Raw genomic sequence first — 22,568 nt, 5'->3', positions numbered from 1 at the left:
TTGCGAAAGCCAGACCGTCACCCTACCGGTCTTCCAGAAAACCCACTCGTTTGCGAGGCGGGTGGCGAGCAGATCGCTCCCGGTTTCCAGTATGACAATCCCGTCGCCGGTGGCAGGGCCCAGCCGCGCAGCCGTGTTGATTGCCGATTCGTTATTCCCATCGTGACCGATGATGAAGTCTCTCGCATTGTCCGTCGTCAGAAAATTTCTCTCTCTCTCTATGTATAATCGCCCTTTCTAATGTCAATCAGCTTGGACGAATGATCATAGGGTGACAAAAGCTTAACAACAGAATGGATTCTGTCGCAATGGTTCGCGATCTATCGAATTCTAGTCGAGGAGCTTAAGCTGATGAAAGAGAAACCTAGGACGCTTTACGATAAAATCTGGGCGAACCATGTCGTAGAACGTCGCCAGGATGGCACCTGCTTGATTTTCATCGATCGTCATCTAATACATGAAGTCTCCAGTCCTCAAGCCTTTGAAGGACTCAGACTCAAAAAGAGATTAGTGCGCCGCCCCGATCTGACGCTCGCAATGCCTGATCACAACCTCCCCACCACGCCAAGACGGGATGCTGCAGGTGTCCCGATGCCCATTGCCGATACGCTCAGCGCTGCTCAACTCACAGCATTGGAAAACAATGCTCGACAGTTCCGAGTGCCATATATTGACGCGATGCAAATCAAGCAAGGAATTGTACATGTAGTCGGACCGGAGACTGGGTTCTCTTTACCTGGAGCAACGGTTGTTTGTGGCGACAGCCACACGGCTGCGCATGGAGGCATCGGTGCGCTTGGCTTCGGCATCGGAACTAGTGAAGTCGAGCATGTACTTGCTACTCAGACACTAATAATTAGCAAGTCTAAGAACTTCGAAGTGCGTGTGGACGGACAGCTAGGTTCCGGAGTTGGGCCAAAGGATCTTATTCTTCATATAATCGGTATGCTCGGCGCCGCTGGTGGCACCGGCCACGTCATTGAATATCGAGGCAGTACAATTGAGAGTATGAGTATCGAAGGGCGATTAACGATATGCAACATGTCAATTGAGGCAGGGGCACGCGCCGGACTGGTAGCTCCGGATAGAAAAACCTACGCGTACGTGTCTGATCGCGAATATTCACCTCGCGGTGCTGCGTGGTACTATTCCCTGGCGCATTGGAAAACGTTATTTTCCGACGAGGGCGCTGAGTTCGACAAGTCAATTTCCATTGAAGCTGCAGATATTGCTCCGCAGGTCACATGGGGCACTAGTCCGCAAGATGTCATGCCCATTACCGGATGCGTGCCTGACCCAGATAGCATCGCAAGCACAGGTCAACGTGAAGCAGCATGGCGAAGCTTGAATTACATGGGATTGTCGCCTGGAACTCCGTTAGAAAACATCTGCGTGGAGAACATTTTTATAGGCAGCTGCACGAATAGCAGGATTGAAGATCTGCGAGATGCAGCTCGAATACTGCGGGGTAGGCGCAAATCCGATAATATCCGATGGGCTATTGTCGTGCCTGGTTCCGGACAAGTGAAAAAGCAAGCCGAAGAGGAAGGATTGCACCAAATATTTATTGATGCAGGATTGGAATGGCGCGAACCAGGATGTTCGGCATGCTTAGGTATGAACCCAGACCAAGTGCCTGCCGGAGAACGTTGTGCTGCTACTTCCAATCGAAATTTTGTGAATCGCCAAGGACCTGGTGCACGCACTCATTTGTTATCCCCTGCAATGGCTGCTGCAGCGGCTGTAACCGGGCAATTGACCGATGTGCGTAGAATGAAGGAACTTGCTTGATGAGACCCATATCCACCATTACCGGTCGTGCCATTCCGCTAGAGCTAAACAATATTGATACCGACGTCATCATTTCGTCAGAATGGCTTAAGACGATTTCTCGCGAAGGATTAGGTGAAGGCGCATTCGCTAGCCTTCGAGAAGACCCCCAATCATCGTTGAATCAGCCAGAATTTTCTGGCGCGCCGATCTTGATTTCCGGAACCAATTTCGGTTGTGGATCGAGCAGGGAGCATGCAGTTTGGGCTCTGGTAGATATGGGAATTCGCGCAGTTATTGCACCAAGCTTTGCGGATATTTTTTCTAGTAACGCATTCAAGAACGGCCTAATTGCAGGAACGATTGAACTGGCTCACCTCCCCAGATTACTTGATGCCGCAAGGGGTGGCGTGCTCTGCGTTGATCTCATTAACCAATGTATAGTTGGACAAGCCCTTGATTCGATTGAATTCGAGATCGATCCCTTCCACAAGAAATGCCTCGTTCGAGGCGTTGATGAAATCGAACTCACGTTGCAAAGTAATGCCGTTATTGATGATTTCGAAAGGCGTGAGCGCAGGAGCCGGATCAACGAGATTGCGAGACCGAACTTTACTTAATGTAGCAACCTGCTCGAGCAAAGGCCGTATTTATTACTTAGCTTCAGATCCCCTCACTGACGATTTTAGAGGTTGCTGCTTCCGAGCCTCCACAGGCGCACTCGGTAGCTCTTTTGCACGCGTAGGGCGCTCCAACACCCGTCGGCCAGTTGGTAGTCCGTTGCATAGCTTGCCAACGCGAGATTGAATATCGCTGTCTCCGACAACTACCCTTGAAACGCTGTGCAGATAGTCGTTCCATGTCGGACATTGAAATTGTTCATTTAGAATCTCGGGGTTGTCAATGTCTTGAACCAAAATCCAATTGCGGGCTCCGCAACGTTTGCGGATAAAAGCATATTCACGCATAAGGGACAGGAAATCTTCTATATTGTTTGGAGGCACTTGGTACTCAACGGTGATCCAGGCAGGGCCTGACCGTGGGCTGATCGAGGGCATTGGCGTGCGCTTCATATCGAAGCGTGGCTGCAACTCCGCGTCTTCAGGATCGTGAATACGGATAAGCGTTGACATCGCAGCCGTAGCAATCATGCCCACACTAGACAGAATAAGCGCCACCGATAGATTCAAGACCAGCGCCACGCTGCCCCAAAAGATCGCGCCTATAGCGATACCTAAAGCGAATAGTGTGCTGAAGACGGAAATTGTGCGCGCCGTGACCCAGCGTGGACAGGAGGTTTGAACCGTTACTTGAAGTGTTGCTGCGCTTTGTGTCCACGCTATTCCACACAAAAACAATGACGCCGACGCTTGCAGTAGTGATGTGCTTAAAGCCAAGAGCATTGATGCCGTTCCAAACAGTGCCATGGCCATACTTAGTTGCCGATCAGGAGATACCCGTGTTCTGAACCACACTACTGTCAATGAACCCACAATAGCGCCAAAGCCGAATCCGGATAGCAAAATTCCGAATCCACGAGTGCCTGCCCCCAAGTTTACGGCAACTACAGGCTGCAAAGCCAAAACGGCTGATCCAAAGAGCGTCAACAAAAAGCCGCGGAGCATATGTAGGCGCAAACCCGGTGACAAGGTCACAAAACGTAATCCATCAATCACTGCGTTGCCTATGGTTTCGGGAAGCAAAGGTTTGGGAGCTGGACGATGACGCCATGACAATAGTGCGACTATCATCACGCCGAAAGAGAATGCGTTTGTTCCGAAAGCCACAGCCACACCTGCCAAAGCGATAATTTCCGCGCCAATCGCAGGGCCTGCAGCACGTGCGACATTAAATGCGAGGTTGTTTAGAGAAATTGCCGCCGGCAGCATATGGCGCGGTACAATTTCCGTAACGCTGGAGTGCCAGGCTGGCATGAAAGCTACAGATCCGATCGAAATGATCGCTGTCAATGTTAGCAGCCAGATAGGTGTGATCGCGTTTTGGAGCATCAGATATATGAGAAGCACAATAGCCAAGAAGCACAATGCGTTGGCAAACAGCATTTGCATTCGCTTATTGAACAGATCAGCTGAAGTGCCTGCAACGAGTGCGAATAATACAGTAGGAGCATTGGCAGCAGTTTGCACCGAAGCAATCAACACAGGTGAAGTTGTCAAGGTTGTCATAAGCCATGCGGTAGCGGTGGCTTGGATCACAGATCCTAGATTGCTCATAGTACCCGCAATCCAAATATTGCGAAACACGTCTAATGAAAGTGGGGCGAAAGTGGTCTTAATCCACGAAACTTGGACCTCGTCGCGATCAGGCATACTGGTTGTAAATAACGTGAAGTTGAAGAATAATCCTCCGACGAAATTTATTTACGTTTCGGGAGACGGCAACAATTATGTTGCGATAGACTTTAGCTGACAGACTCAATTTTCGAACCCGAATGTTTCGCCGTGAAACGACGAACCTACCTCCATTAGCAACTCTCTCTATTAACTCCGGCAAATAGCGGTAATTGGAAGTCATCTTCATTTTCCAGTATTTTTTAACGCTGATGCGACTTGCAATCCAATCCTATGGCGCGTTCAAACTCTTCGGGTTGCCGGATGAACGCTCGAATCTATAAACGCTGTCGGAGGCGTGTCAGTATTAGGCAATGTGATTGATTTCATTGAAGGCTCCATAACCGCCGCGCAGATAGGTTGCGAATGCTACAGATATGTATGGAGACTAGAGAATATCTTGGGAATTTCATCCTGTGGCATTGGCGATAGAATTACACTATGGCGGGTCTATGGTGTCGGCCGTCAACGCCACCATTGTCAGCGAACACTATCAAGGCCTAGATATTGAAGAGCATCGAAAGAACCTAAGTTTTAAGTTCTAAATTGGACAGTAGATGCTTAGCGGAATGGATTTCTGTCCAGTTCACTTGGAGAGCTAGTGTTCAGTTGATTGAAATTTTGAGTTGGACGAGGCGCAGAGGCAATCTGCTTGATGATTCATCGTGGACCCATTCAAACATTTGATAGGTAAATTTGAAACTCGAAATTTACCTATTGGGTACCAATCTTCAGAGTTTTGAACTTCATAGTGTGACAGGGATTACTAAGGCGCCTGGCGAATGGACTCTTACGTGTCTTATTTAAATTGAAGTCAATAATGTAGGAGGTTTGAAATGAGCATTTCCAATCAGTATCCGGACCGAGGCAAGATTGGTCCCACCCCCAAGATGACGCGGCTCGCTGATGAATCGTTTCTGGATTATACTCTCGATACTCGTGCGCTCTTGCTGCGAAACAGAACGGATCGAAAAAGGGTCAACGAAGTCCTTAAAGAAAAGGGAATAAAATTCGAGCCAACCCATGAATCGGTTGAAGCGATACGTAGTGTGATTCGGCAGGGCTTTCCTGAAACAGGTGTGGCTCAAAGGGTCTTTCGTACGGCTCAGGCGGGTATGTGGGAGCGGGTTGCTGACTCGTATAGACTCCGGGAAGCCCACATTCTCAGAATGCTAGATGAATACGACCAGCGAGGCCCGGGATCGGTTACATGGGATCCTGATTACATATACCCGGAGTATACAGCGGTTGAAACACACCTGCAAACCGGCGGGGTTGTGGGCGATATGTTGAGTGGTATCTGCTTCGATTACGGCACGAGAATTTTTTATGGTTATAATCACGATGGATATCACGCCAAGTTGGCAGACCGAGTTGTTACGCCCCGGGACGGCATCGTAAGTCGTATCATGGATATCGGCTGTAGCGAGGGTAAGTTGACCTGCGCGCTGAAAGATAGATTCCCGAGTGCAGAGGTTTGGGGGAGTGACATCAGCGCAGGTATGGTGCGTTATGCCCACTATCGGGCCGTCGAAGAAAATAAGGATGTTCATTTTCTTCAAAAAGCTGCGGAGGATCTTGACGATCTGCCGCCTGAGCAGTTCGATCTAGTGGTTATGTATATCGTTTTCCACGAAGTGCCGACTCCTGTTGTCGAACAGACAATCAAAAATGTATTTCGCTTGCTTCGTCCAGGTGGCACATTTTGGATCACAGACTTCCCGACTGCGGGTAACGATCCAGAAGGTCTCGACTATGATGGAGTGTTAGGTGCATTGGACTCTGCTGACAATAGTGAGCCTTATGCTCCTGAGTTCGTCCGCTCCAATGTGGAGAAAAAAATTAGGGATGCAGGCTTCGTCCTGCGTTACGAAGACCCCAAGGACATCAACCTTTATGGTCGAGTCTGCGACAAGCCAATTGAGGTAGTAAAATGAGCGACCGCATGAAAATGGACAAGGCAACGAAGTATGTCAAAGATCTTCCAGGCTTTAAAAGAACCAACCCACAGTATTTTTCGGACCAAATGATCGATAAGATTTTAGAAGTAATCATTTTGATGGGTGGAGAAATTTGGACGTTGCGCCACCGTCAAGCTATTACGGAAAAGTTGATGGCAAGTGGCAGGCCGGTTAGTGCAGACATGATTGAGACTTTCGAATCTGACGAGTCATTTCGTGATCAGATGGAAGTCGAGCGTCAGGATCTCATTCGCCGGATGTTTGCTTCGCTTGCCGCTGGCGAGTTTCCCGATCCGCGTGAAGCTGGGTTTAATTGGGCAGCGAATCCCCAAGCAGCTGGTAACGATCAGCAAGAAAAGTAGCTGTTATTTGAATTGGCGGTTGGCGGAATAAATCGTGTTGCCCAGCAAGAACTACAACGCAGTTTTCTCTCGCTCTAAGTTCGCCTCCGTAGCCCATTTTTACAATATATACTTTGCTTAGGATCCGCATGACACAGAATCAAAATCAAACTGAAGGTCGCAATATACCAATTGGTCCTTGGGAAGAGATTGGCAAGGTGCCGGTGGCAGGAGGTTTCATGCAATGGGCAAAGGTCGGCAGTGGGCCGCCCATCGTTCTTTTGCCCAAGATCGGTGGTTGGATCGATGATTGGCGCCATGTGGCTAAGCTTTTGAAGGCTGACTATCAAGTCATAGCCATTGATCCACCCGGGCACGGTGGATCAGAAATGCTTGGCGATCCACCTTTTATGATCAGTCTCGAACACTCGGCCGCTGCAGTGATGACAACCCTCGATATGCTTGGGATTAAACAATTCGTCGCTGCCGGTAATTCCATGGGTGGGCTTATCTTGCTGGCTGCATCGGCGCTCTGGCCAGGCCGAATTAGTAAACTTTGCCTGATAAGTAGCGCTCTCATTGAACCATTGTCATTGGATAAGGTAAGGGAGGCATCTGCAAATCGTCAGAAAAATGGTGACCAGGCACCTACTTATGAAGAAGTAGATTCGATGTTTAGTTTGACGCAGGAAACTTATGACGAATTTGTCTTGAGTAAAAATGTTGCAGGTCTCTGGAAGGAGCCTTGCATTTGTGGCGTAGGTTTTTCTGGTCCTATCAATTATTTGTCACGCAGCGCTACGCCAATTATGTTGATTTCTGGCGCAAATAGTAATGTATTTTGGAAGTCTGAGCAAGAAGCGCTGCGTCTGCGCCCCGATATTCGGTGCGAATCAATAGAAGATTGTGGTTCTTTTGCTCAACAAGACAAGCCTGATGAGACGCATGCGCTGATGCTCGACTTTTTTGGATGAATACGCGGAGCCAAACAATCATTCTACCGTTCGATTTGAAGTCGATATAGAGTTGCAGCGTTCGGGAAATGTAATCGGGGCGAGGGTTTAATAACAGGCCATTTTTATAAGGATCAGATTAAATGTTGGGATCAGAGCTTAATGTGAAAACGCGCAATCAAATAAAGCAGTGATAGATAAATTATATGTTTAAAGGCGTTCCAATTCGATCGGTAATGCGCGCTCTTAAAGTGTTGCAAATAATCAATAACAATGAACCTCTTTCTATGATGGGCATTGCAAAAATTGCAAACATCCCATATCCTACCACCAGCAGACTAGTGCGAACTCTCATCGTCGCCAACTTAGTTGAAAGTGAACCCGATAAAAAGCGATATCGTCCAACATCACTGGTTCAATCATTGTCAAATGGATATCAAGACCATAGCCAATTAGTGGCATTAGCTCGTCCGTATATTGAGGCGTTTACACGGAACTTTCACTGGCCACTTTCACTTTGCACGCCGGTTGGTGAAATGATTGTGATCCGAGATAGTACCCATGCAATCTCACCGCTTACGTTTGATCGATATTTTCCCGGTGCATCATCTCCTATTCTCAAATGCGGATCAGGGCGTGTTTATCTTGCTCATATGGAGGATGGCAGACGCAACGATTTGATTGATGTCCTAGTGTCGTCTGGCCAGACCTATAGTTCTGAAATCATAGAACAAGCGAGATCAAGCAGTCGCTCGCGAAAGATACGGGAAGCTGGGTATTTGATGAATGGTTTCCATCAGTTCGCTCGCTCGCATAGTCGAACCAATTCAATTGTTGTTCCTATAGCTATGGAGTGCAAAATCATCGGTACCCTGTCTGTGATATTTTTCGCGAACGCTCTTAAAACTGAAGTAGACCAGAAAGCTCTGGTGACAGCGCTTCAGGAAACGTCCAGGAAGATCAGTTTAGCGCTAGCGGACTCTGAGCTTTAGTTCATCGTTTCTTGAGTTCGACGTAGTTCAGCGTAGCATAGGCCTATCTAATTATCGCTCAATAACCTTTTGCGATCAAATCTCCTGTCCGGCCATTGTATTGGTAATCGTTGACAGCGAGTTCATGGACACGACTGCAACAGGTAGAGAATGTATGTGGTCGATAGGTAACCACGTACATCCAATCTAATTGTAATAATCATTCGAAAATATATTGACGGTGTACCTTGATAACAGATCAATGATAAGTTTTCGGAGAAATGAGGTGGTTCTTTATTGAAGAGTTCAAAATAATCTAGTCAACCATTATCCTTACTATACGCGGAGACGACCAAATAAATGCTAACAATCTCTGAATTGCTCGTAGCGCCTAACACTGGTGCATTCTATTATGATGACCAACTCGCGATCCGGCGAGGCGTAAGATTGAACGGATTTACATTGTCTGGAAAGCCTCTGACTCCTGGTTTTGCAAGAGTGAGGATCCCAGCCGAATCTGTAAGTGTCGGGCTAGTGCTCAGTGACGGTACGGTTGTCTGGGGTGATTGCGCAAGTGTTCAATATGCGGGATCTTCCGGCCGGGACCCAGTCCTGACTCCGGGGCAGATGTGTGGTCTGCTGGACCGTAGAATTGGCCCCAAAGTTGCTGGATTGGCGGCGATGTCATTGATCCCAAATTGTCAAAAACTTTTCGATGAAAATGATGGTTCCACATTACCCAAGTCCATAAAATATGGTTTGAGCCAAGCATTGCTGCGTGCTGCCTCCCATGCACGTAAAATCACTATGGCCGAGGTTATTACCGAGGATATGGGGCTTGCGCCGCCCGTTCAGGAAGTGCCGATATTCGCTCAAAGCGGAGACGAGCGATATGACAATGTTGATAAGATGATCATGAAATCAATCGATATTTTGCCACACGGGCTAATAAATACGAGTGAGAAGTTCGGTTATCGGGGGGCAAAGTTTCAAGAATATGTGATCTGGGTTGCGGAAAGAGTGCGTGCTTTAGGGGGGGGGGGATATCGTCCGGCACTACATTTTGACACATATGGATGGGTGGGTCTTGGAATTAGTTTAAACGTCGTTGAGATCGCGGAATTTATTGCGGATATTGCAGATTCGGTTCCGGATTTCGATTTGGCAATCGAATGCCCTGCCGATTTTGGTTCGCAAGAAGCGCAAATTAATGGATACGCAGATATTGTCCGGGAGTTGGAAGCATTGGGTAGTTCGGCGAAGATCGTAGCCGACGAATATTGCAACACACTGTCTGACATTCGCTTGTTCAGCGACAATAAGGCCGGTCATATCATCCAAGTCAAGACCCCAGATCTTGGTAGTATTCTCGACACGGTGGAGGCCATCAAGCTGGTAAAAGACGCTGGGTTGGGAGCCTATTCAGGAGGTACGTCTGCGGAAACAGATCAATCTGCGCAGGTCTGCGTTCATGTTGCGGTGGCAGCGCGTGCAGATATGATGCTGGCCAAGCCTGGGATGGGGGTCGATGAGTCAATCACTATCGTCCGGAATGAACAGAGACGGTTATTGGCAACGACCCGGCATAAATTTGAGAAAGAGGTAAGGGCATGAATCAGGACCTAGTCGGCATAACGGTTGTTTCTGTGGAACAAGCCGTCGCCGCGCCATATGTGTCTTCGCGATTGGCTGATGCCGGGGCACGCGTGATCAAGGTTGAACGACCCGAGGGCGATTTTGCTAGAGATTATGACAATTTGGTGTGCGGTGAGAGTGCCTATTTTGTCTGGCTCAACCGCGGAAAAGAATCGATCTGCCTCGATCTTCGCCGGTCTGGTGACGCGGCAATTCTGGAGAATATGGTTGCTCAGGCCGATATATTTATACAAAATCTTAAGTCGGGGAGCCTGGGGAAGTTGGGTTTCCACCCAAAAGAATTGCGAGAACGTTATCCGAGCCTCATCTGTTGTTCGATTAGTGGTTTTGGATCGGACGGACCACGAGCTCATCTTAAGGCCTATGACCTTATCGTCCAGGCCGAGGCAGGATTGTGTTCGATAACGGGTACGGAAGATGGGCCATCACGTGTGGGTGTGTCGGTTTGTGATATTGCCGCGGGCATGAACGCACACGCAGCAATCTTACAAGCTCTGTTTGCACGGGAGCGGACAAAGCGGGGTCGTTTGATTGAGATATCCTTGTTTGATGCGCTTGCGGACTGGATGAATGTCCCATTCCTTCAGGAAATATATGGTGGTCGGGAGACGAAACGGATAGGCGTTAATCACGCCTCTCTCTCGCCTTACGGTGCGTATGGTTGCAGAGACGGGGTTACTCTTGTTTTTTCGGTCCAGAATGCGCGGGAATGGATTAGCTTTTGCGATGTGTTTCTGGGTCGCCCTGAAGTTGCCATGGACGATTTGTATGCGACAAATATGGCAAGGTTGCAAAATCGAGAGGCCCTAGATACTCTGATCAGTGCAAGGTTCTTTAGTCTAGATGCCGAAGAAGCGATCAGGCTGCTGGAGCAGAGCGGCATAGCCTACGGTCGGCTGAATAAGATTTCTGATCTCGCTGAGCATCCTCATCTCCGCCGTTCTGCCATTAAAATGGATGCTGAGACAATTGACATTATCTCTCCCGCCCCAGTCATTGACGGTACACGCATAACGCTGGGTAGAGTCCCAAAGAAGGACGAACACGGCTTGAGTCTCCGCGACGAGTTTGGAAAGACATAATTCTCTACCACAGTTTCCCAGTCTCAAAGCAATAAATCTACCTCAATTCCTGCATGTTCTCGCTCGGCGGCAGCGAACAAGCCGTGAGCTGCCGCCAAATCTTGAGCGGCAATACCAAGCGACTTGTACATTGTAATCTCTTCCGCCGATTGTCTGGCCGGAGAAACTCCGGCTACGACTTCTCCAATTTCTGCGATTATGCAGTCTTCGGTTACATCGCCTGTTTCGATCGCCCGAAGTAGTTCCCCAGCGGCCGCCATAGCTGCAGGTCGGTAGTCAACGTAATAGCGGGATCGGCTTACTGCTTCCCTATCGACTTCGGCTGCGGAGGGAATAGCTGCCCCAACCAGATTGATATGCATTCCCGGTTCAAGTAGTGAGCCAGCTAGGATGGGTTGATGCGCTGCGGTGGTGGTGCAGACAATATCTGCACCTGTTACGGCTTCCGATACGCCTGGATGTGCAATAACCGGCAAGTCGAAAACGCTTTCGGCCTTTTTCGCGAATTCCTGAGCACGCGCGAGGTGCCGCCCCCAAACAGAGACTTGGGTAATAGGCCGCACCGCTCGCATTGCCGCAATGTGACGCATGGCTTGTTCACCATTGCCCAGAATGGCTAACCGATTTGCATCCGAACGCGCCAGCAGGTCGGTAGCCAATCCACTGGTAGCCGAAGTCCGTATGGCAGTCAGTGATGAGCCTTCCAGCATCGCTAGCGGGATCCCACGCTCACTATCGAAAAGTAGTACCATGCCGACGTGGCTACCGAGCTGGCTGCCTTGTTCGCGTTCGTACTTGCAGACCAATTTAATCCCGAAACAGGCGGGTAGGGAAATGGCACCCGGCATGATCGCCATTTTACCCTCCACTTCTGGGATGGGCATGAACTGCCGGATGGGTAAGAGCGCGCCGCCTGAAGAGACGAGCTGCATCACATCACGCATAATGGGAATACATTTTTCGACTGGCAGCAATCGCTCCACATCCGATTTGCTCAAAATCCTCATGACTTTTTTCGTGGCGGGACGAACCGCATTTGAGCCATGATTTCCTGCACGTTTTCCGGTCGGGGAAATGGTTCAGGCATTTGGTCATTAGGTTGGCGCTCCTTGCCGATGGCCTCGAACCAGTTTTCTAGACCTGGCGGGAAGAAAACCCAAAACAACCGGATATCTATCTCACCCGTATTTTCGATTCGGTGCAGGTCATTTCGCGAGAAAAGCACCGTTGCGCCAGGCATGATCGGCGTAACCTTGCCATTTATCTCCACGATCCCTTCGCCTTCATAGATAAAAATCAGTTCATGGTTCTGGCGATGGCCGTGTTCGCGCACTTCACACCCGCGGGGTAAGACCTGAATACCGCTGGAAAACGTATCATAGGGCATGTTCTCGGGGGTGAGATTGATGGTTACGTAACCTCGAGAAGGTAGCGGCTGCCAAAAGGAGCGACCTTCATCTGGCCCGACGACGCAGGACTTTAGCTGATCCAAGTTATGTTCCTTTTTGGTTGAGAAATGCATAGACACGTTTATTATATTCTTCGGTTTCTGTCGTCGGGCAAAAATGGCCACCGCGTTCGAAAAGGTGAATTTGCGCCCCAGCTATATTTGCAGCGAGCTCTTGAGTGAAACTAGGAGGAGTGATCTGATCGTCTAGCGCAGCGGTGCACAATGTTGGCACCGAAATCTCGTGCAGGCGCTCTCGAAGATTGTGACCCATCACCGCATTGATTCGGGACAATTCGACATCTACTCCGGGAAACTGGGCCAAACGCTCCGAAATGATATTCTCACCGCTTTTCATAATAGGCTGCAGGCGATTCGTAGGTATAGCCAATACCATGCCTTGCCATAAATATGCTTCCGGACCACATTGTTGGAGCACCGTTTTGCGATGTTCGAACAGTTTTGTGAAGTAAGTATCTGGACCAGCCCAGCTGCTGCTTAGTACCAAACGGTTAATGCGCTCCGGGTGAAAGATAGCGAGATACTGTCCAATCGCTCCGCCGGTTGAATGTCCCACCAGTTTGGATCTTTCGATGTCTAGCGTATCCATCATTCGCATGAAATCTGATGCCATGTGGGCGATGCTGGATACGCACTTGCCGCGTGTACTGTCGCCGCAACCGCGATGGTCGGGCACGATCAAGCGGTGAGATGCAGCAAAGGCCTCGATTTGACCATGCCAGAAGGCACCACGGCCGCCCAATCCAGCAAGCAGTATCAGGGGTGGGCCCTTGCCGTATATCCTGACATGCATAAGGGCATCGCCGAGATCAACCTTGTACGTTTCCTTTAGCATACAGCGGCGTACAATTGGTAATAATCGTCAAGCACTCGCGGGTCTTCGATCGTTGCAGGTATAGATACTGGCTGGCCATCTGCAATTTGGCGCATCGTTCGTCGCAATATCTTTCCTGAACGTGTTTTAGGCAACCGTTGGACTATATGGACTGTTTTGAAAGAAGCCACTGGACCGATTTGTTTGCGAACAGCGGCGACCAGCTCGCTCTTTAACACGGCGGCTTCTCTGGGCTCGCCGGCTTTCAGAACTACGAACCCGTGCGGCAATTCGCCCTTGAGTTGATCCGCCACCCCGATCACTGCACAGTCAGCGACAGCGTCATGTTTGGCTAGAATTTCCTCGATTGCAGAAGAAGACAGTCGGTGACCGGCCACGTTTATGACATCGTCGGTGCGGCCCATAACGTGAACATATCCACCTTCGTCGATGAACCCGGCGTCACCGCTTTGATAATAGCCTTCAAAGCGTGAGAGATAGGCTTGGTGATAACGGTCAGCTGCGTTCCATAATGTCGGCGCAGCCCCGGGCGGTAACGGCAGTCGGATCGCCAATGCACCAGTGTCTTCTCGTGCGACTTCTTCGCCGCGATCATCAAGGCAGCAAACGTGCCAGCCGGGCAGCGCAGGCCCAGTGGAGCCAGCCTTCACCGGAAGTAATTCAATTCCCGAAGGGTTGGCGCAAATTGGCCAGCCTGTCTCTGTTTGCCACCAATGATCAATCACCGGAACACCAACCTTTTCTGCCAGCCATTCAAGTGTGTCAGGATCTGTTCTTTCTCCCGCGAGGAAAATTATTTTGAGATGTGACAAGTCGACATCTTTCAGAAAGCTTGCTTCCGGGTCTGCCTGTCTGATCGCGCGGATTGCGGTCGGGGCAGTGAAAAAGGTACGTACCTTGTGCTGAGCTATAGTCCTCCAGAAAATTCCAGCGTCTGGTGTGCCGACTGGCTTACCTTCAAATATAATGGTCGTGCAGCGTGCAAGCAGGGGGCCATAGCCCATATAACTATGGCCCACGACCCAGCCGACATCACTGGCCGCCCAGAATGTCGCTTCGCTTGGGCAATCATAGACTGCATTCATCGTCCAGGCCAATGCGGTCAGATATCCACCAGTATCCCGCACGACACCTTTGGGCTGGCCCGTTGTGCCGGAAGTGTAGAGTATGTAGAGTGGATGGGTTGAGTCAACTGGAACGCAATCGACCGGATCGGCATCTTCAATCGCGGCGTTCCAGTCGATCACTGCAGCATTGTGCTTAGGTTGGCCCGACAGATTTGCTGGCTGCTCTTCGCGTTGCCAAAATACAACAAAATTGGGTGTATACCGCGCCAAGTTAAGAGCATCTTCGATGATTGGCTGATATGGGAGTATTTTCTTTCCCTCGATCCCGCAGGATGCCGTCAGAATTGCGTTGGGCTCGCAATCATCAATCCTCACAGCGAGTTCGGCAGCAGCAAAACCTCCAAATACAACCGAATGTATTGCACCAATACGCGCACAAGCTAGCATCGCTATAATGGCTTCTGGCGAGTTTGGCATGTAAATCAGCACACGGTCGCCAACAGTAATTCCGCGTTTTGATAATGCGCCAGCCAGCTTTGAGACTCGGTCCAGTAGCTCCGCGTAAGTCAGTGTGCGACTGCAGTTTGTGAAGGGGCTTTCGAAGCGGATTGCGGTTTGTTCGCCATGACCGGATGCGACGTGGCGGTCGACACAATTCCATGTGGCATTGATTCTACCCCCTTCGAACCAAGTAGGTATTGGCGTCGATGTTTCATCCAGAATTCGATCCCATTTTCTGAACCAATCTAGAGCTTCGGCGCGAGTAGCCCAGAATCCTTCAGGGTCTTCTGATGCCATGTTCGTGAAGTATTCGAAATCTTTCATACCAAACGTTATTCTTCTACTATCTTTCGGAGTCCATACAAAATCACGCCGTGGTCAAGGAGTGACCACATCGACTTTTTAAGCGGAAATCATCATAGGCAGTCAGAGCTTGTGACGATTAATTTTTTAGCTTGCACCGGATGATATTAACGCTTCTGCCAAATGGAGTTAGTGATGCGCCCAACTCTGCCTGAATCGCCGGCTTTGTTGTCCTTCTCTACCTAACCAAGGTTTTGTTACTCTACGACCAGTCTGATTTTTGAACATGAATTTTCTTTCGTTCTACCCGAGGGTCCATCCCATTGTGAATATGCAGCGATAATCTTCAGTTAAAGGCAGCATATTCTGATCATCTAGTAGGTATGAAGAAACGCTTTGTTTCTTCAATTTTCAGAGGGGCTTGGCGGTTAAGTAGGCATTAGAATTCTGATTGTAGCAGCACCATCCGGATAGGACGGTAATTTCGTTCAAATTACAATGAGCGCGCTTCCATGCAGTTCCGTTTCCACAACAAGATACATTTCTAGAAAGTGATATGAGAAAAACTCGAGATCCGATTGATACCGCTGATTTGCCTTGGCAGAATGCAAATGCAGATGTTAGTTTTAAGCTTCTAAATGGTAGCAGAGAAAAAGGGCCTCACACAATGCTGCTCCGATCAGCAGCACGTGACCCTAATCCACCTCGCGGGCAATACCATCCTGCGGATGAAGAGCTCTTTGGCCTTGGAGGCAGCTTTACATTTGATGGCTCGACCTGGTTTAAAAAAGGATCATATGCGTTCTATCCCGCCTATTTTGTGCACGGCACAAACGTACATGTCCGTGGAGGATACGAATTGTACGTAAGAATAAGCGACACTAACAAGCTTTGGTGGGAAGAATGCCCGAAAAGTAACACTCCTTATCTTCTAGAGGGGCATGTCTCGGGCGAAAATTTTGTGCAGTTAGCGTCCGTTAATGAGGTGCAGCCCGGTACAGTATCTTGCGATGTTCCTGGATTGATCGCAAGACCTCTCCAGATTCACAATGAAACGGGGAAGGGTAGCACACTGATTGAATTTTCCAATAGTGACGCCGGCATCGTGCTGGAAGCACCCAACCTTCTCGAAGTTTTTACGCTTTCAGGGGTTTACAAAATGGCGAACAGTCCAGAAATGCGGGCGCATTCCTATATGTGCGATGCGTCAAATCTAGCCTCGCTGAGGATCCATTGCAAAACGGCTGGGGCGGTGATGGTGAGTCATGGAGGGGAGATGCGGATTTCACACGCATAACGCTTTTTTGCGAAAATACGGCTTGAAAGTGAAAATTCACCGAATGGATGCGGCCAAGTATATGTTTTGCAGCTTTACTAGAACCCAACGAATGTCTGTCAACAAACTTAGGAATATTAAAGTTTTTTCAGACGGTGCGAGTTTCCAAACAATCACGAGGAATACAATATGAATAACCAGCAACCCCAGCTTGATTTGAGTAACACCCCCCTCGACAGGATATACGTCGATGGAGAATGGACCACTTCTTTTGACGATAAAATGATCAGCGTGGTGTCCCCCGATTCTGAGGAGGTCGTTGCGCGTGTCACGGAAGCAGCTGAGCAGGATGCAGATTTAGCAGTCGCAGCAGCCCGACAAGCATTTGACAAGGGACCATGGTCTCGGCTTCCAATAAGCGAACGCGTGGATTGGGTTCGCAAATTATCTGAAGCGATACAGGCACGTTCATCAGATTTTGCGTTGTGTTGGAGTCATCAAATCGGCGTACCATACGATAAAGCTAAAATGATCGCTCCACATTTTACAAAGGTGATGGAGCAATATCTTAAAGCGGCTCAGCATTTTGAGTTTATCGAGCAGCGTGAAACTATGGTCAGTGGTGTCGGTCTGCTGGCATATGAACCAGTCGGCGTTGTCGTAGCCATCGCGCCTTGGAATGTGCCGGTCAATACGATGTTAAACAAGGTAGGCCCAGCCTTAATCGCAGGCTGCACAGTAATCATGAAGCCCTCGCCGGAGACGCCGCTCGAGGCATACATAATAGCACAATGTGCTGATGAAATCGGTCTGCCGCGTGGGGTGCTGAATCTGTTGTGTGCTCATCGCGATGTATCCGATTATCTTGTGCAAAGGACAGATGTAGACAAAGTAAGTTTTACAGGAAGTGTGGTAGCTGGTCAGCGGATCGCATCGGTCTGCGGTCAACGGGTTGCACGATGCACCTTGGAACTTGGAGGAAAATCCGCTGCGATTATCCTTGATGATTTTGATCTTGATACGGTCGCCAAGACACTTATTGACGGAATATGCTCAATAAGCGGGCAAAATTGCGCGCTCTTGTCACGCGCGTTAGTCAGCCGACAACGACACGACGAATTAGTCGCCAAGATGAAGGCAATTGCCGAGCAGGTGAAAGTGGGGCATACTTTTGAAGAGGGGACGATTGTCGGTCCTGTTGCTATGAAGCGTCAACTCGAAAAAATTGAAAGCCTTATAGCTCAGGGGGTAAAAGAAGGCGCGACATTGGTCACCGGCGGTAAACGACCTGCCCACCTAGATCGCGGCTATTTCATAGAGCCTACGATTTTTGCTAACGTCAATAATGGCATGCGCATCGCTCAAGAAGAATTCTTCGGTCCCGTACTTGTCGTGATACCGTATGACGATATTGATCATGCAATCGAAATAGCTAATGATTCCGAATTCGGTTTAGCCGGAGCTGTCTTCACTAATGATACCCAGCGGGCTTATGATATAGCACGCCGGCTCCGAACAGGGACGGTTGCGCAGAATTCTGGCATGGTAGATTTCAACATAGGCTTTGGCGGATTCAAGAAGTCCGGGATCGGACGTGAAGGCGGAGTGGCGGGCTTAAGGTCTTATTTAGAACCCAAAACAATTTTGCTCAATGCTGTTCCTCCACTATTCTAATCCGTGCCTGATAAGCTTTTATTATCGTAACATTTGGTGACAGGAGAGACATTCTCTCTTCTCGATTATAGCCTTTTTCTGAGCGCTTCATAGGGTGTTTCCCTTTGAATGCACCGTGGGGTCTGTGGAAGTTATAGAAGCGCTGTCATTCATCGAGTTTGGCTTCCAAATCGACGTCGCCTTTATAGCTTAGCAGCTGGTAACACTCCTGCTGATCTGATGGTGTGATCGTTCCACTTTGCTGGTGAGTTGGTGAGCACCCCTTTTGATATATGCATGTCGAATGCCCAGATCTTCGACACGCCAATGGAACTTCGCTTGGAACTCGTGACCATTGTCGGTTCTGATTTCGCGTATACGGAAGGGGAACTTTTCAATGATGTGGTCGACGAAGTCGATCGCGTTGGCTTGGGTATGTTTTTTATAGACCTTGAGCGCCCGAACGCGGGTCGCGTCATCAATGGCCGTATATTGGAAGCGACGTGTCTTCTCGCCCTTCTTTCCAATAAAAGTCAGGAACTTGACATCCATCTGGATATGGTGACCAGGAACCTGCTTGTTGTAGCGTTTGGTGTGAACCTTACAAGGGTGCGGTCCGCGCGGCAGCCTCCTCACGCCGTTGCGCTTAAGTATTCGATATATGGTTGCATCGGACAGTTTGATGCCGTGATAGCGCGCAAGGTACCGCATAATCCGTTCGGGTCCGAGGTGGTATTTGCGCCGGAGATGAAGCACCTTATCCACCACTTCAGGCAGTGTCTGGTTATGGGCATTTAGAGGAATGGTTTTGGCATTGACCAGACCATCCTCGCCATCGCGTCGGTACGCCGACTTCCATCTGCAAAAGCTGGCCTGGGCAATGCCAAAATAGCGGCAGGTCTTGGCGTCATGCCCTATCTTCTCTTCGCGTTGCAATATCCGTTATTTGCGCTGTACTTCGCGTTCGTTTTCCTTGGTCAATCGACGATCTCCTTGCTATGCTGGGAATTTACAGAAGATGTATCAAGAGTTCCTACATATCTACAGTGGGCGCCCTAATAATTCGACAGTGAGTTATTCGACGAAATTGACTTGCCTTTGCAATATGGAAGCGTGTTCGATTAGTTTTAGCTTCGTAATGTATAGCCACGCAAGATCAAAGCCGCGCCGATCGTGCCGAGACATGGGAAAATCGCTACGCACACATATAGCGACATTATCGCCGAATCCGACTGAACCTGTTGTCCCGCGACGTACCCTCCCAGCCCCATTGTCAAGCCTGCTATGGCTACCGCTAAGGCCGAGACGCCACGTTCGACAGTGGTGAAGACACCAGCAAGTACACCTTCTTGCGGTACGTTGGTGCGCTCCGATTCATATTCCATTACATCAGGTAACATTGCTTGGATCACGAGTTGCATACCACCGCCACCCAATCCTAAAAGCACCCCCCGCAGAATGAATCCGACATAGGATTCTCCTGGACCGGCCAAAAACCAACTGAGGCTTGCAAGAACACTTAATGGCACGGCAATAAAAAATGTGTCGCGCTTGCCGATGCGGTTGCATATCCACACCCAGATAGGTTGTGAAACAATCAAGCTAGTTAGTAGCGATCCACTGACGATACCAAGAATAGAAAGTTCCGTTGCCAGTGCTACGGTGATAAAGAAGGCTAAGGCGGCAATCTGCACTCCAGTCCCCAGCAAATAGGAGCATTTAGCGAATATCAGGCGCCGGAAAGGTTTGTTTTGAAAAGCCTTGCCCATATCGCGCAAGCGAGGTCTAGTAGCTGTTGCTTTGAGAGGAATTACTCTTGCATTCGATGTCATGAAAAACGCAGTTAGGCAAGACCCTAGGACAATGACAGACATGACCCATCCCACTAAAGCAAACCCTTGCATACCACCGCCTCCTACGGTCACAATCCAAGGTGCAAGCCCTTGCGCGATTATTCCAGCTACACCGATGGCATAAAGCCGATACGACATCAGCCAAGTCCGTTGTTTTTTGTTATCGGTTAACTCATACGACATTGCGATATAGGGCACATTAAAAATTGTGTAGGCGATCGCGTACAAGCACAGCGTGATCGATACATAGACAGGTGGATTTATAGCCGCCAAGCTCAACGGATCTGAAAATAATAGTATGAGGGAAATGGAGCAAAGTACTCCACCCAATAGCAGATAAGGTCGTCTTCTCCCCCAACGCGATTGCGTCCTATCGCTAAGCGAACCCATTAAAGGATCAATTGCTGCATCGAACAGACGAGTTACAGCAATGATCGTTGCGGCCAAAGAGGCGGTGATCAACAGATTGTCAACGATGAACTTGAGATATAGCGAACTGACCAAATACAGCAATGTACTAGTCCCTAGCGAGCCAATTGCCCAGCCAATACTAATCTTTAAGTCTAACTTTTGTGGGACCGAGGAGGTTTCAGTTCGACCGGTTGCCAATACTTCAATTGAATCATTTTCGGGTAAAACACCGTGAACTGCTTTGGAACTGGCTGTTCTCGTATCTGAGGCAGATTTACAGGTGCCAGAGGACTTCTGATTTTGCTCAATGTCTACCATTCTGGCTCTGCCTCACTACGATTTTGTCGATTTCTGTGCGTAGATTTCAAAAAGGCCATAACGCGATCAAAAATTGGCTTATTTCTACAGTCATTATATTTTCGAACTTATCCTAGGGAGGCAAGGCCGGTTTTGATATCCTGCGATTTTCGAAATAAAAATGGCAGCAATTGAGTGTGTGCTTACTCGAAATCGAGTGTCCTTAATATGGTGAGTTGGACTTCATCATCTAGGACCCTTGAGTTTCTATCTCCATCCGTGATGAATAATAGGAAAGTTGCAGTTATCATCCTTCACCATCTGGCCAAGAAAACTTTTTGTGCCTAGTTGCGACTTTGAATTTTATGATATAATTTATGAATGGGCGTCTACTTCTTCCTTGAATGATGCACGGCCTAGGTCGCGTGCCATTTTGAGAAATGCATACATCGCTGGAGTTCGCAGGCGATCCTCGAAGTAAATCAATCCGACATTTACTTCATCCGCGAAGGATGCGCACTCAAGCTTAACTAAGCTGCCTTCTGCGACAAAATCCTTCACATAATAATCTGAGATTAGGCCGATCAAATCCGCGGAAAGCATCATTGCATGGATAAATGGGATGAAGTCTGAAGTAATGGGTTGGTTGACTGTTGAAAAATGACCTACACCACCGAATGCTGATTTTAGAAATGATCTTGTTAAAGGTGAATCTGGTAAAATCCATTCATGTTCAGCGAGGTCTTGCAACGACACCTCTTTTTTACCAACGAGCGGATGTTGCGATCGACAATAAATAGACATGCTGGCTTTTGCGAAGCTCTCGACAGTCAAATCGCTCGCCAAATGCGCTTCATTCCAATAGCCGGTTACAAGAACATCGAGAGTCCCTTCCCTCAAACGAACAAGCAGCTGCTCGAAGTTCGCAAAGTGGACAGAGAAGGTGTAGCTGGGATGTTTTTTTCTCAGTGCGCCAATTATCTTAGGTAGTAAGTCGCTCATTAACCCAGTTGGCGCGCCGATGTTCACATGTCCTCGCGAACCACGCTTCATCAATTCAATTTCTCGTGTCGCGCGATCAACGGATCGTAGTGCGGACGAAAAAAATTTTTCGGTAACGACACCATAGGGTGTGCGGGTTATTTGATGTGGCCCGCGTTCCAGCAGCTTTGCGCCGAGAAATTCTTCGAGCGTCTTGATGCTGTTTGAAAGCGCTGGTTGGCTAATGTTCAACTCCTTGGCTGCCCGCCTGAAGCTTCCGTGCTTGGCGACCGCTACAAAATATTTGAGTTGGTTGAGGTTCATTTTTCCGTTTCCTTGGGTACTGCATGCACGAGTATAATGGCATTTTTAGACCGTCTTGCGCACTTTCAATAAAACCGTGCTGCATTCAAGCCGTAACTCATAATCCAAATTTTGCCTCCCGGGCCAGTAAAGAATGCTCAGTTTTGTCGCACAAAATTAAATGCTTACCACGACGTCACCCGGAGAGCAGCATGTTTGCGATATTGCTGTTCCGAGCACTGTAGGAAGGCATTCTCAATGGAATCCTGGCTTCATTAAGCAGGCAGAGCGGGTTAATCGGCGTATATTCATCTCAACCATGGTGCGGCTTATCGCGTATGATCATGTGTGTCCGTCTGCCGCTTCTTATGTCACGCACGGCCTGAAGGCGCAATCCTGCTATGGCAACAATTCCCTTCAAGTTTTTCCAGTATAGCAAAAATCTATCACTGATAACACATCATGAAATTCACAAATTTGTAATCTTACTCAATACTCGCAAGCGTCATCAGGAGGCGTCGTTGCGCCGCAGTTT

At 48.8% G+C, this 22,568-nt stretch carries 17 protein-coding genes and 1 pseudogene; 10 read left to right on the top strand and 8 right to left on the bottom strand.

All coding sequences use genetic code 11. The features are described from left to right. The first annotated feature begins 351 nt into the window (after nt 1-351). Both leuC and leuD read left to right on the top strand, forming a co-directional pair. Entirely contained in the window at nt 352-1,791 is a 1,440-nt protein-coding gene (gene leuC / locus ACHZCJ_RS08195; RefSeq protein WP_321325501.1) for a 3-isopropylmalate dehydratase large subunit, read from the top strand. Continuing rightward, nucleotides 1,791-2,390, top strand: coding sequence for a 3-isopropylmalate dehydratase small subunit (gene leuD / locus ACHZCJ_RS08190; protein WP_321325499.1), 600 nt, complete (start codon nt 1,791-1,793; stop codon nt 2,388-2,390). The genes leuC and leuD overlap by 1 nt, the downstream gene beginning before the upstream one ends. Before the next feature lie 33 nt (nt 2,391-2,423). Here the strand turns inward: leuD and ACHZCJ_RS08185 are convergent, their stop codons facing one another. After that, a complete protein-coding gene (locus tag ACHZCJ_RS08185; protein WP_321325497.1) occupies nt 2,424-4,100 on the bottom strand; it encodes an MFS transporter in 1,677 nt (558 codons plus the stop codon). 857 nt (nt 4,101-4,957) lie between these two features. On the opposite strand from ACHZCJ_RS08185, the gene ACHZCJ_RS08180 reads away from it, so the two are divergent. From ACHZCJ_RS08180 to ACHZCJ_RS08155, 6 genes are all read left to right on the top strand, one after another. Next, nucleotides 4,958-6,058 (top strand): class I SAM-dependent methyltransferase, encoded by a 1,101-nt coding sequence (locus tag ACHZCJ_RS08180; protein WP_321325494.1) that lies wholly within the window; start codon nt 4,958-4,960, stop codon nt 6,056-6,058. 8 nt (nt 6,059-6,066) lie between these two features. Continuing rightward, nucleotides 6,067-6,444, top strand: a complete 378-nt coding sequence (locus ACHZCJ_RS08175; protein ID WP_394700078.1) for a hypothetical protein — start codon at nt 6,067-6,069, stop codon at nt 6,442-6,444. 128 nt (nt 6,445-6,572) lie between these two features. Beyond that, nucleotides 6,573-7,397 carry an alpha/beta hydrolase gene (locus ACHZCJ_RS08170; protein ID WP_321325490.1) on the top strand — a complete coding sequence of 275 codons (825 nt, stop codon included), beginning with the start codon at nt 6,573-6,575 and terminating at the stop codon, nt 7,395-7,397. A 185-nt stretch (nt 7,398-7,582) separates the two neighbouring features. Next, nucleotides 7,583-8,368: a helix-turn-helix domain-containing protein gene (locus ACHZCJ_RS08165; RefSeq protein ID WP_321325488.1), complete on the top strand. Its 786-nt coding sequence runs from the start codon at nt 7,583-7,585 to the stop codon at nt 8,366-8,368. 339 nt (nt 8,369-8,707) lie between these two features. Then, nucleotides 8,708-9,961 (top strand): methylaspartate ammonia-lyase, encoded by a 1,254-nt coding sequence (locus ACHZCJ_RS08160; RefSeq protein WP_321325486.1) that lies wholly within the window; start codon nt 8,708-8,710, stop codon nt 9,959-9,961. Then, on the top strand, nt 9,958-11,085 hold the full coding sequence (locus ACHZCJ_RS08155; protein WP_321325484.1) for a CaiB/BaiF CoA-transferase family protein: 1,128 nt from the start codon (nt 9,958-9,960) through the stop codon (nt 11,083-11,085). The genes ACHZCJ_RS08160 and ACHZCJ_RS08155 overlap by 4 nt, the downstream gene beginning before the upstream one ends. A gap of 23 nt (nt 11,086-11,108) precedes the next feature. Here the strand turns inward: ACHZCJ_RS08155 and ACHZCJ_RS08150 are convergent, their stop codons facing one another. The 4 genes from ACHZCJ_RS08150 to ACHZCJ_RS08135 are packed head-to-tail and all read right to left on the bottom strand — an operon-like array spanning nt 11,109 to nt 15,280. Then, nucleotides 11,109-12,092 (bottom strand): ornithine cyclodeaminase family protein, encoded by a 984-nt coding sequence (locus ACHZCJ_RS08150; RefSeq protein WP_321325482.1) that lies wholly within the window; start codon nt 12,090-12,092, stop codon nt 11,109-11,111. Continuing rightward, nucleotides 12,089-12,577, bottom strand: a complete 489-nt coding sequence (locus ACHZCJ_RS08145) for a cupin domain-containing protein (RefSeq protein ID WP_321325480.1) — start codon at nt 12,575-12,577, stop codon at nt 12,089-12,091. Before ACHZCJ_RS08145 ends, ACHZCJ_RS08150 begins: the two co-directional genes overlap by 4 nt. 1 nt (nt 12,578) lies before the next feature. Continuing rightward, nucleotides 12,579-13,388: an alpha/beta fold hydrolase gene (locus tag ACHZCJ_RS08140; RefSeq protein ID WP_321325478.1), complete on the bottom strand. Its 810-nt coding sequence runs from the start codon at nt 13,386-13,388 to the stop codon at nt 12,579-12,581. Continuing rightward, entirely contained in the window at nt 13,382-15,280 is a 1,899-nt protein-coding gene (locus ACHZCJ_RS08135; protein ID WP_321325476.1) for an AMP-binding protein, read from the bottom strand. Before ACHZCJ_RS08135 ends, ACHZCJ_RS08140 begins: the two co-directional genes overlap by 7 nt. A 535-nt stretch (nt 15,281-15,815) precedes the next feature. On the opposite strand from ACHZCJ_RS08135, the gene ACHZCJ_RS08130 reads away from it, so the two are divergent. Both ACHZCJ_RS08130 and ACHZCJ_RS08125 read left to right on the top strand, forming a co-directional pair. Beyond that, nucleotides 15,816-16,556 carry a cupin domain-containing protein gene (locus tag ACHZCJ_RS08130; protein WP_321325475.1) on the top strand — a complete coding sequence of 247 codons (741 nt, stop codon included), beginning with the start codon at nt 15,816-15,818 and terminating at the stop codon, nt 16,554-16,556. A 168-nt stretch (nt 16,557-16,724) separates the two neighbouring features. Continuing rightward, nucleotides 16,725-18,209: an aldehyde dehydrogenase gene (locus ACHZCJ_RS08125; RefSeq protein WP_321325473.1), complete on the top strand. Its 1,485-nt coding sequence runs from the start codon at nt 16,725-16,727 to the stop codon at nt 18,207-18,209. 65 nt (nt 18,210-18,274) lie between these two features. Here ACHZCJ_RS08125 and ACHZCJ_RS08120 read toward each other — a convergent pair. The 3 genes and pseudogenes from ACHZCJ_RS08120 to ACHZCJ_RS08110 all read right to left on the bottom strand — a co-directional run bounded on the left by ACHZCJ_RS08120 (nt 18,275) and on the right by ACHZCJ_RS08110 (nt 22,054). After that, nucleotides 18,275-19,127 (bottom strand): annotated as a pseudogene (locus tag ACHZCJ_RS08120) (helix-turn-helix domain-containing protein). A 188-nt stretch (nt 19,128-19,315) separates the two neighbouring features. Further along, a complete protein-coding gene (locus ACHZCJ_RS08115) occupies nt 19,316-20,770 on the bottom strand; it encodes an MFS transporter (protein ID WP_321325470.1) in 1,455 nt (484 codons plus the stop codon). A 354-nt stretch (nt 20,771-21,124) separates the two neighbouring features. Continuing rightward, nucleotides 21,125-22,054 (bottom strand): LysR family transcriptional regulator, encoded by a 930-nt coding sequence (locus ACHZCJ_RS08110; RefSeq protein WP_321325468.1) that lies wholly within the window; start codon nt 22,052-22,054, stop codon nt 21,125-21,127. Nucleotides 22,055-22,568: the final 514 nt, after the last annotated feature.

This window comes from uncultured Parasphingorhabdus sp. (assembly GCF_963677535.2).
Taxonomy (GTDB): Bacteria; Pseudomonadota; Alphaproteobacteria; order Sphingomonadales; family Sphingomonadaceae; genus Parasphingorhabdus.
Note: the sequence above shows the minus strand (reverse complement) of the source record. Positions and strands in the feature narration are given on the sequence as shown.

Bases quoted from the DNA above. Each gene is read 5' to 3' on its own strand.
- ACHZCJ_RS08165 (WP_321325488.1), top strand. From the start codon at position 7,583: ATGTTTAAAGGCGTTCCAATTCGATCGGTAATGCGCGCTCTTAAAGTG.
- leuD (WP_321325499.1), top strand. From the start codon at position 1,791: ATGAGACCCATATCCACCATTACCGGTCGTGCCATTCCGCTAGAGCTA.
- ACHZCJ_RS08135 (WP_321325476.1), bottom strand. From the start codon at position 15,280: ATGAAAGATTTCGAATACTTCACGAACATGGCATCAGAAGACCCTGAA.
- ACHZCJ_RS08130 (WP_321325475.1), top strand. From the start codon at position 15,816: ATGAGAAAAACTCGAGATCCGATTGATACCGCTGATTTGCCTTGGCAG.
- ACHZCJ_RS08160 (WP_321325486.1), top strand. From the start codon at position 8,708: ATGCTAACAATCTCTGAATTGCTCGTAGCGCCTAACACTGGTGCATTC.
- ACHZCJ_RS08185 (WP_321325497.1), bottom strand. From the start codon at position 4,100: ATGCCTGATCGCGACGAGGTCCAAGTTTCGTGGATTAAGACCACTTTC.
- leuC (WP_321325501.1), top strand. From the start codon at position 352: ATGAAAGAGAAACCTAGGACGCTTTACGATAAAATCTGGGCGAACCAT.
- ACHZCJ_RS08140 (WP_321325478.1), bottom strand. From the start codon at position 13,388: ATGCTAAAGGAAACGTACAAGGTTGATCTCGGCGATGCCCTTATGCAT.
- ACHZCJ_RS08155 (WP_321325484.1), top strand. From the start codon at position 9,958: ATGAATCAGGACCTAGTCGGCATAACGGTTGTTTCTGTGGAACAAGCC.
- ACHZCJ_RS08150 (WP_321325482.1), bottom strand. From the start codon at position 12,092: ATGAGGATTTTGAGCAAATCGGATGTGGAGCGATTGCTGCCAGTCGAA.
- ACHZCJ_RS08115 (WP_321325470.1), bottom strand. From the start codon at position 20,770: ATGGTAGACATTGAGCAAAATCAGAAGTCCTCTGGCACCTGTAAATCT.
- ACHZCJ_RS08110 (WP_321325468.1), bottom strand. From the start codon at position 22,054: ATGAACCTCAACCAACTCAAATATTTTGTAGCGGTCGCCAAGCACGGA.
- ACHZCJ_RS08175 (WP_394700078.1), top strand. From the start codon at position 6,067: ATGAAAATGGACAAGGCAACGAAGTATGTCAAAGATCTTCCAGGCTTT.
- ACHZCJ_RS08125 (WP_321325473.1), top strand. From the start codon at position 16,725: ATGAATAACCAGCAACCCCAGCTTGATTTGAGTAACACCCCCCTCGAC.
- ACHZCJ_RS08180 (WP_321325494.1), top strand. From the start codon at position 4,958: ATGAGCATTTCCAATCAGTATCCGGACCGAGGCAAGATTGGTCCCACC.
- ACHZCJ_RS08170 (WP_321325490.1), top strand. From the start codon at position 6,573: ATGACACAGAATCAAAATCAAACTGAAGGTCGCAATATACCAATTGGT.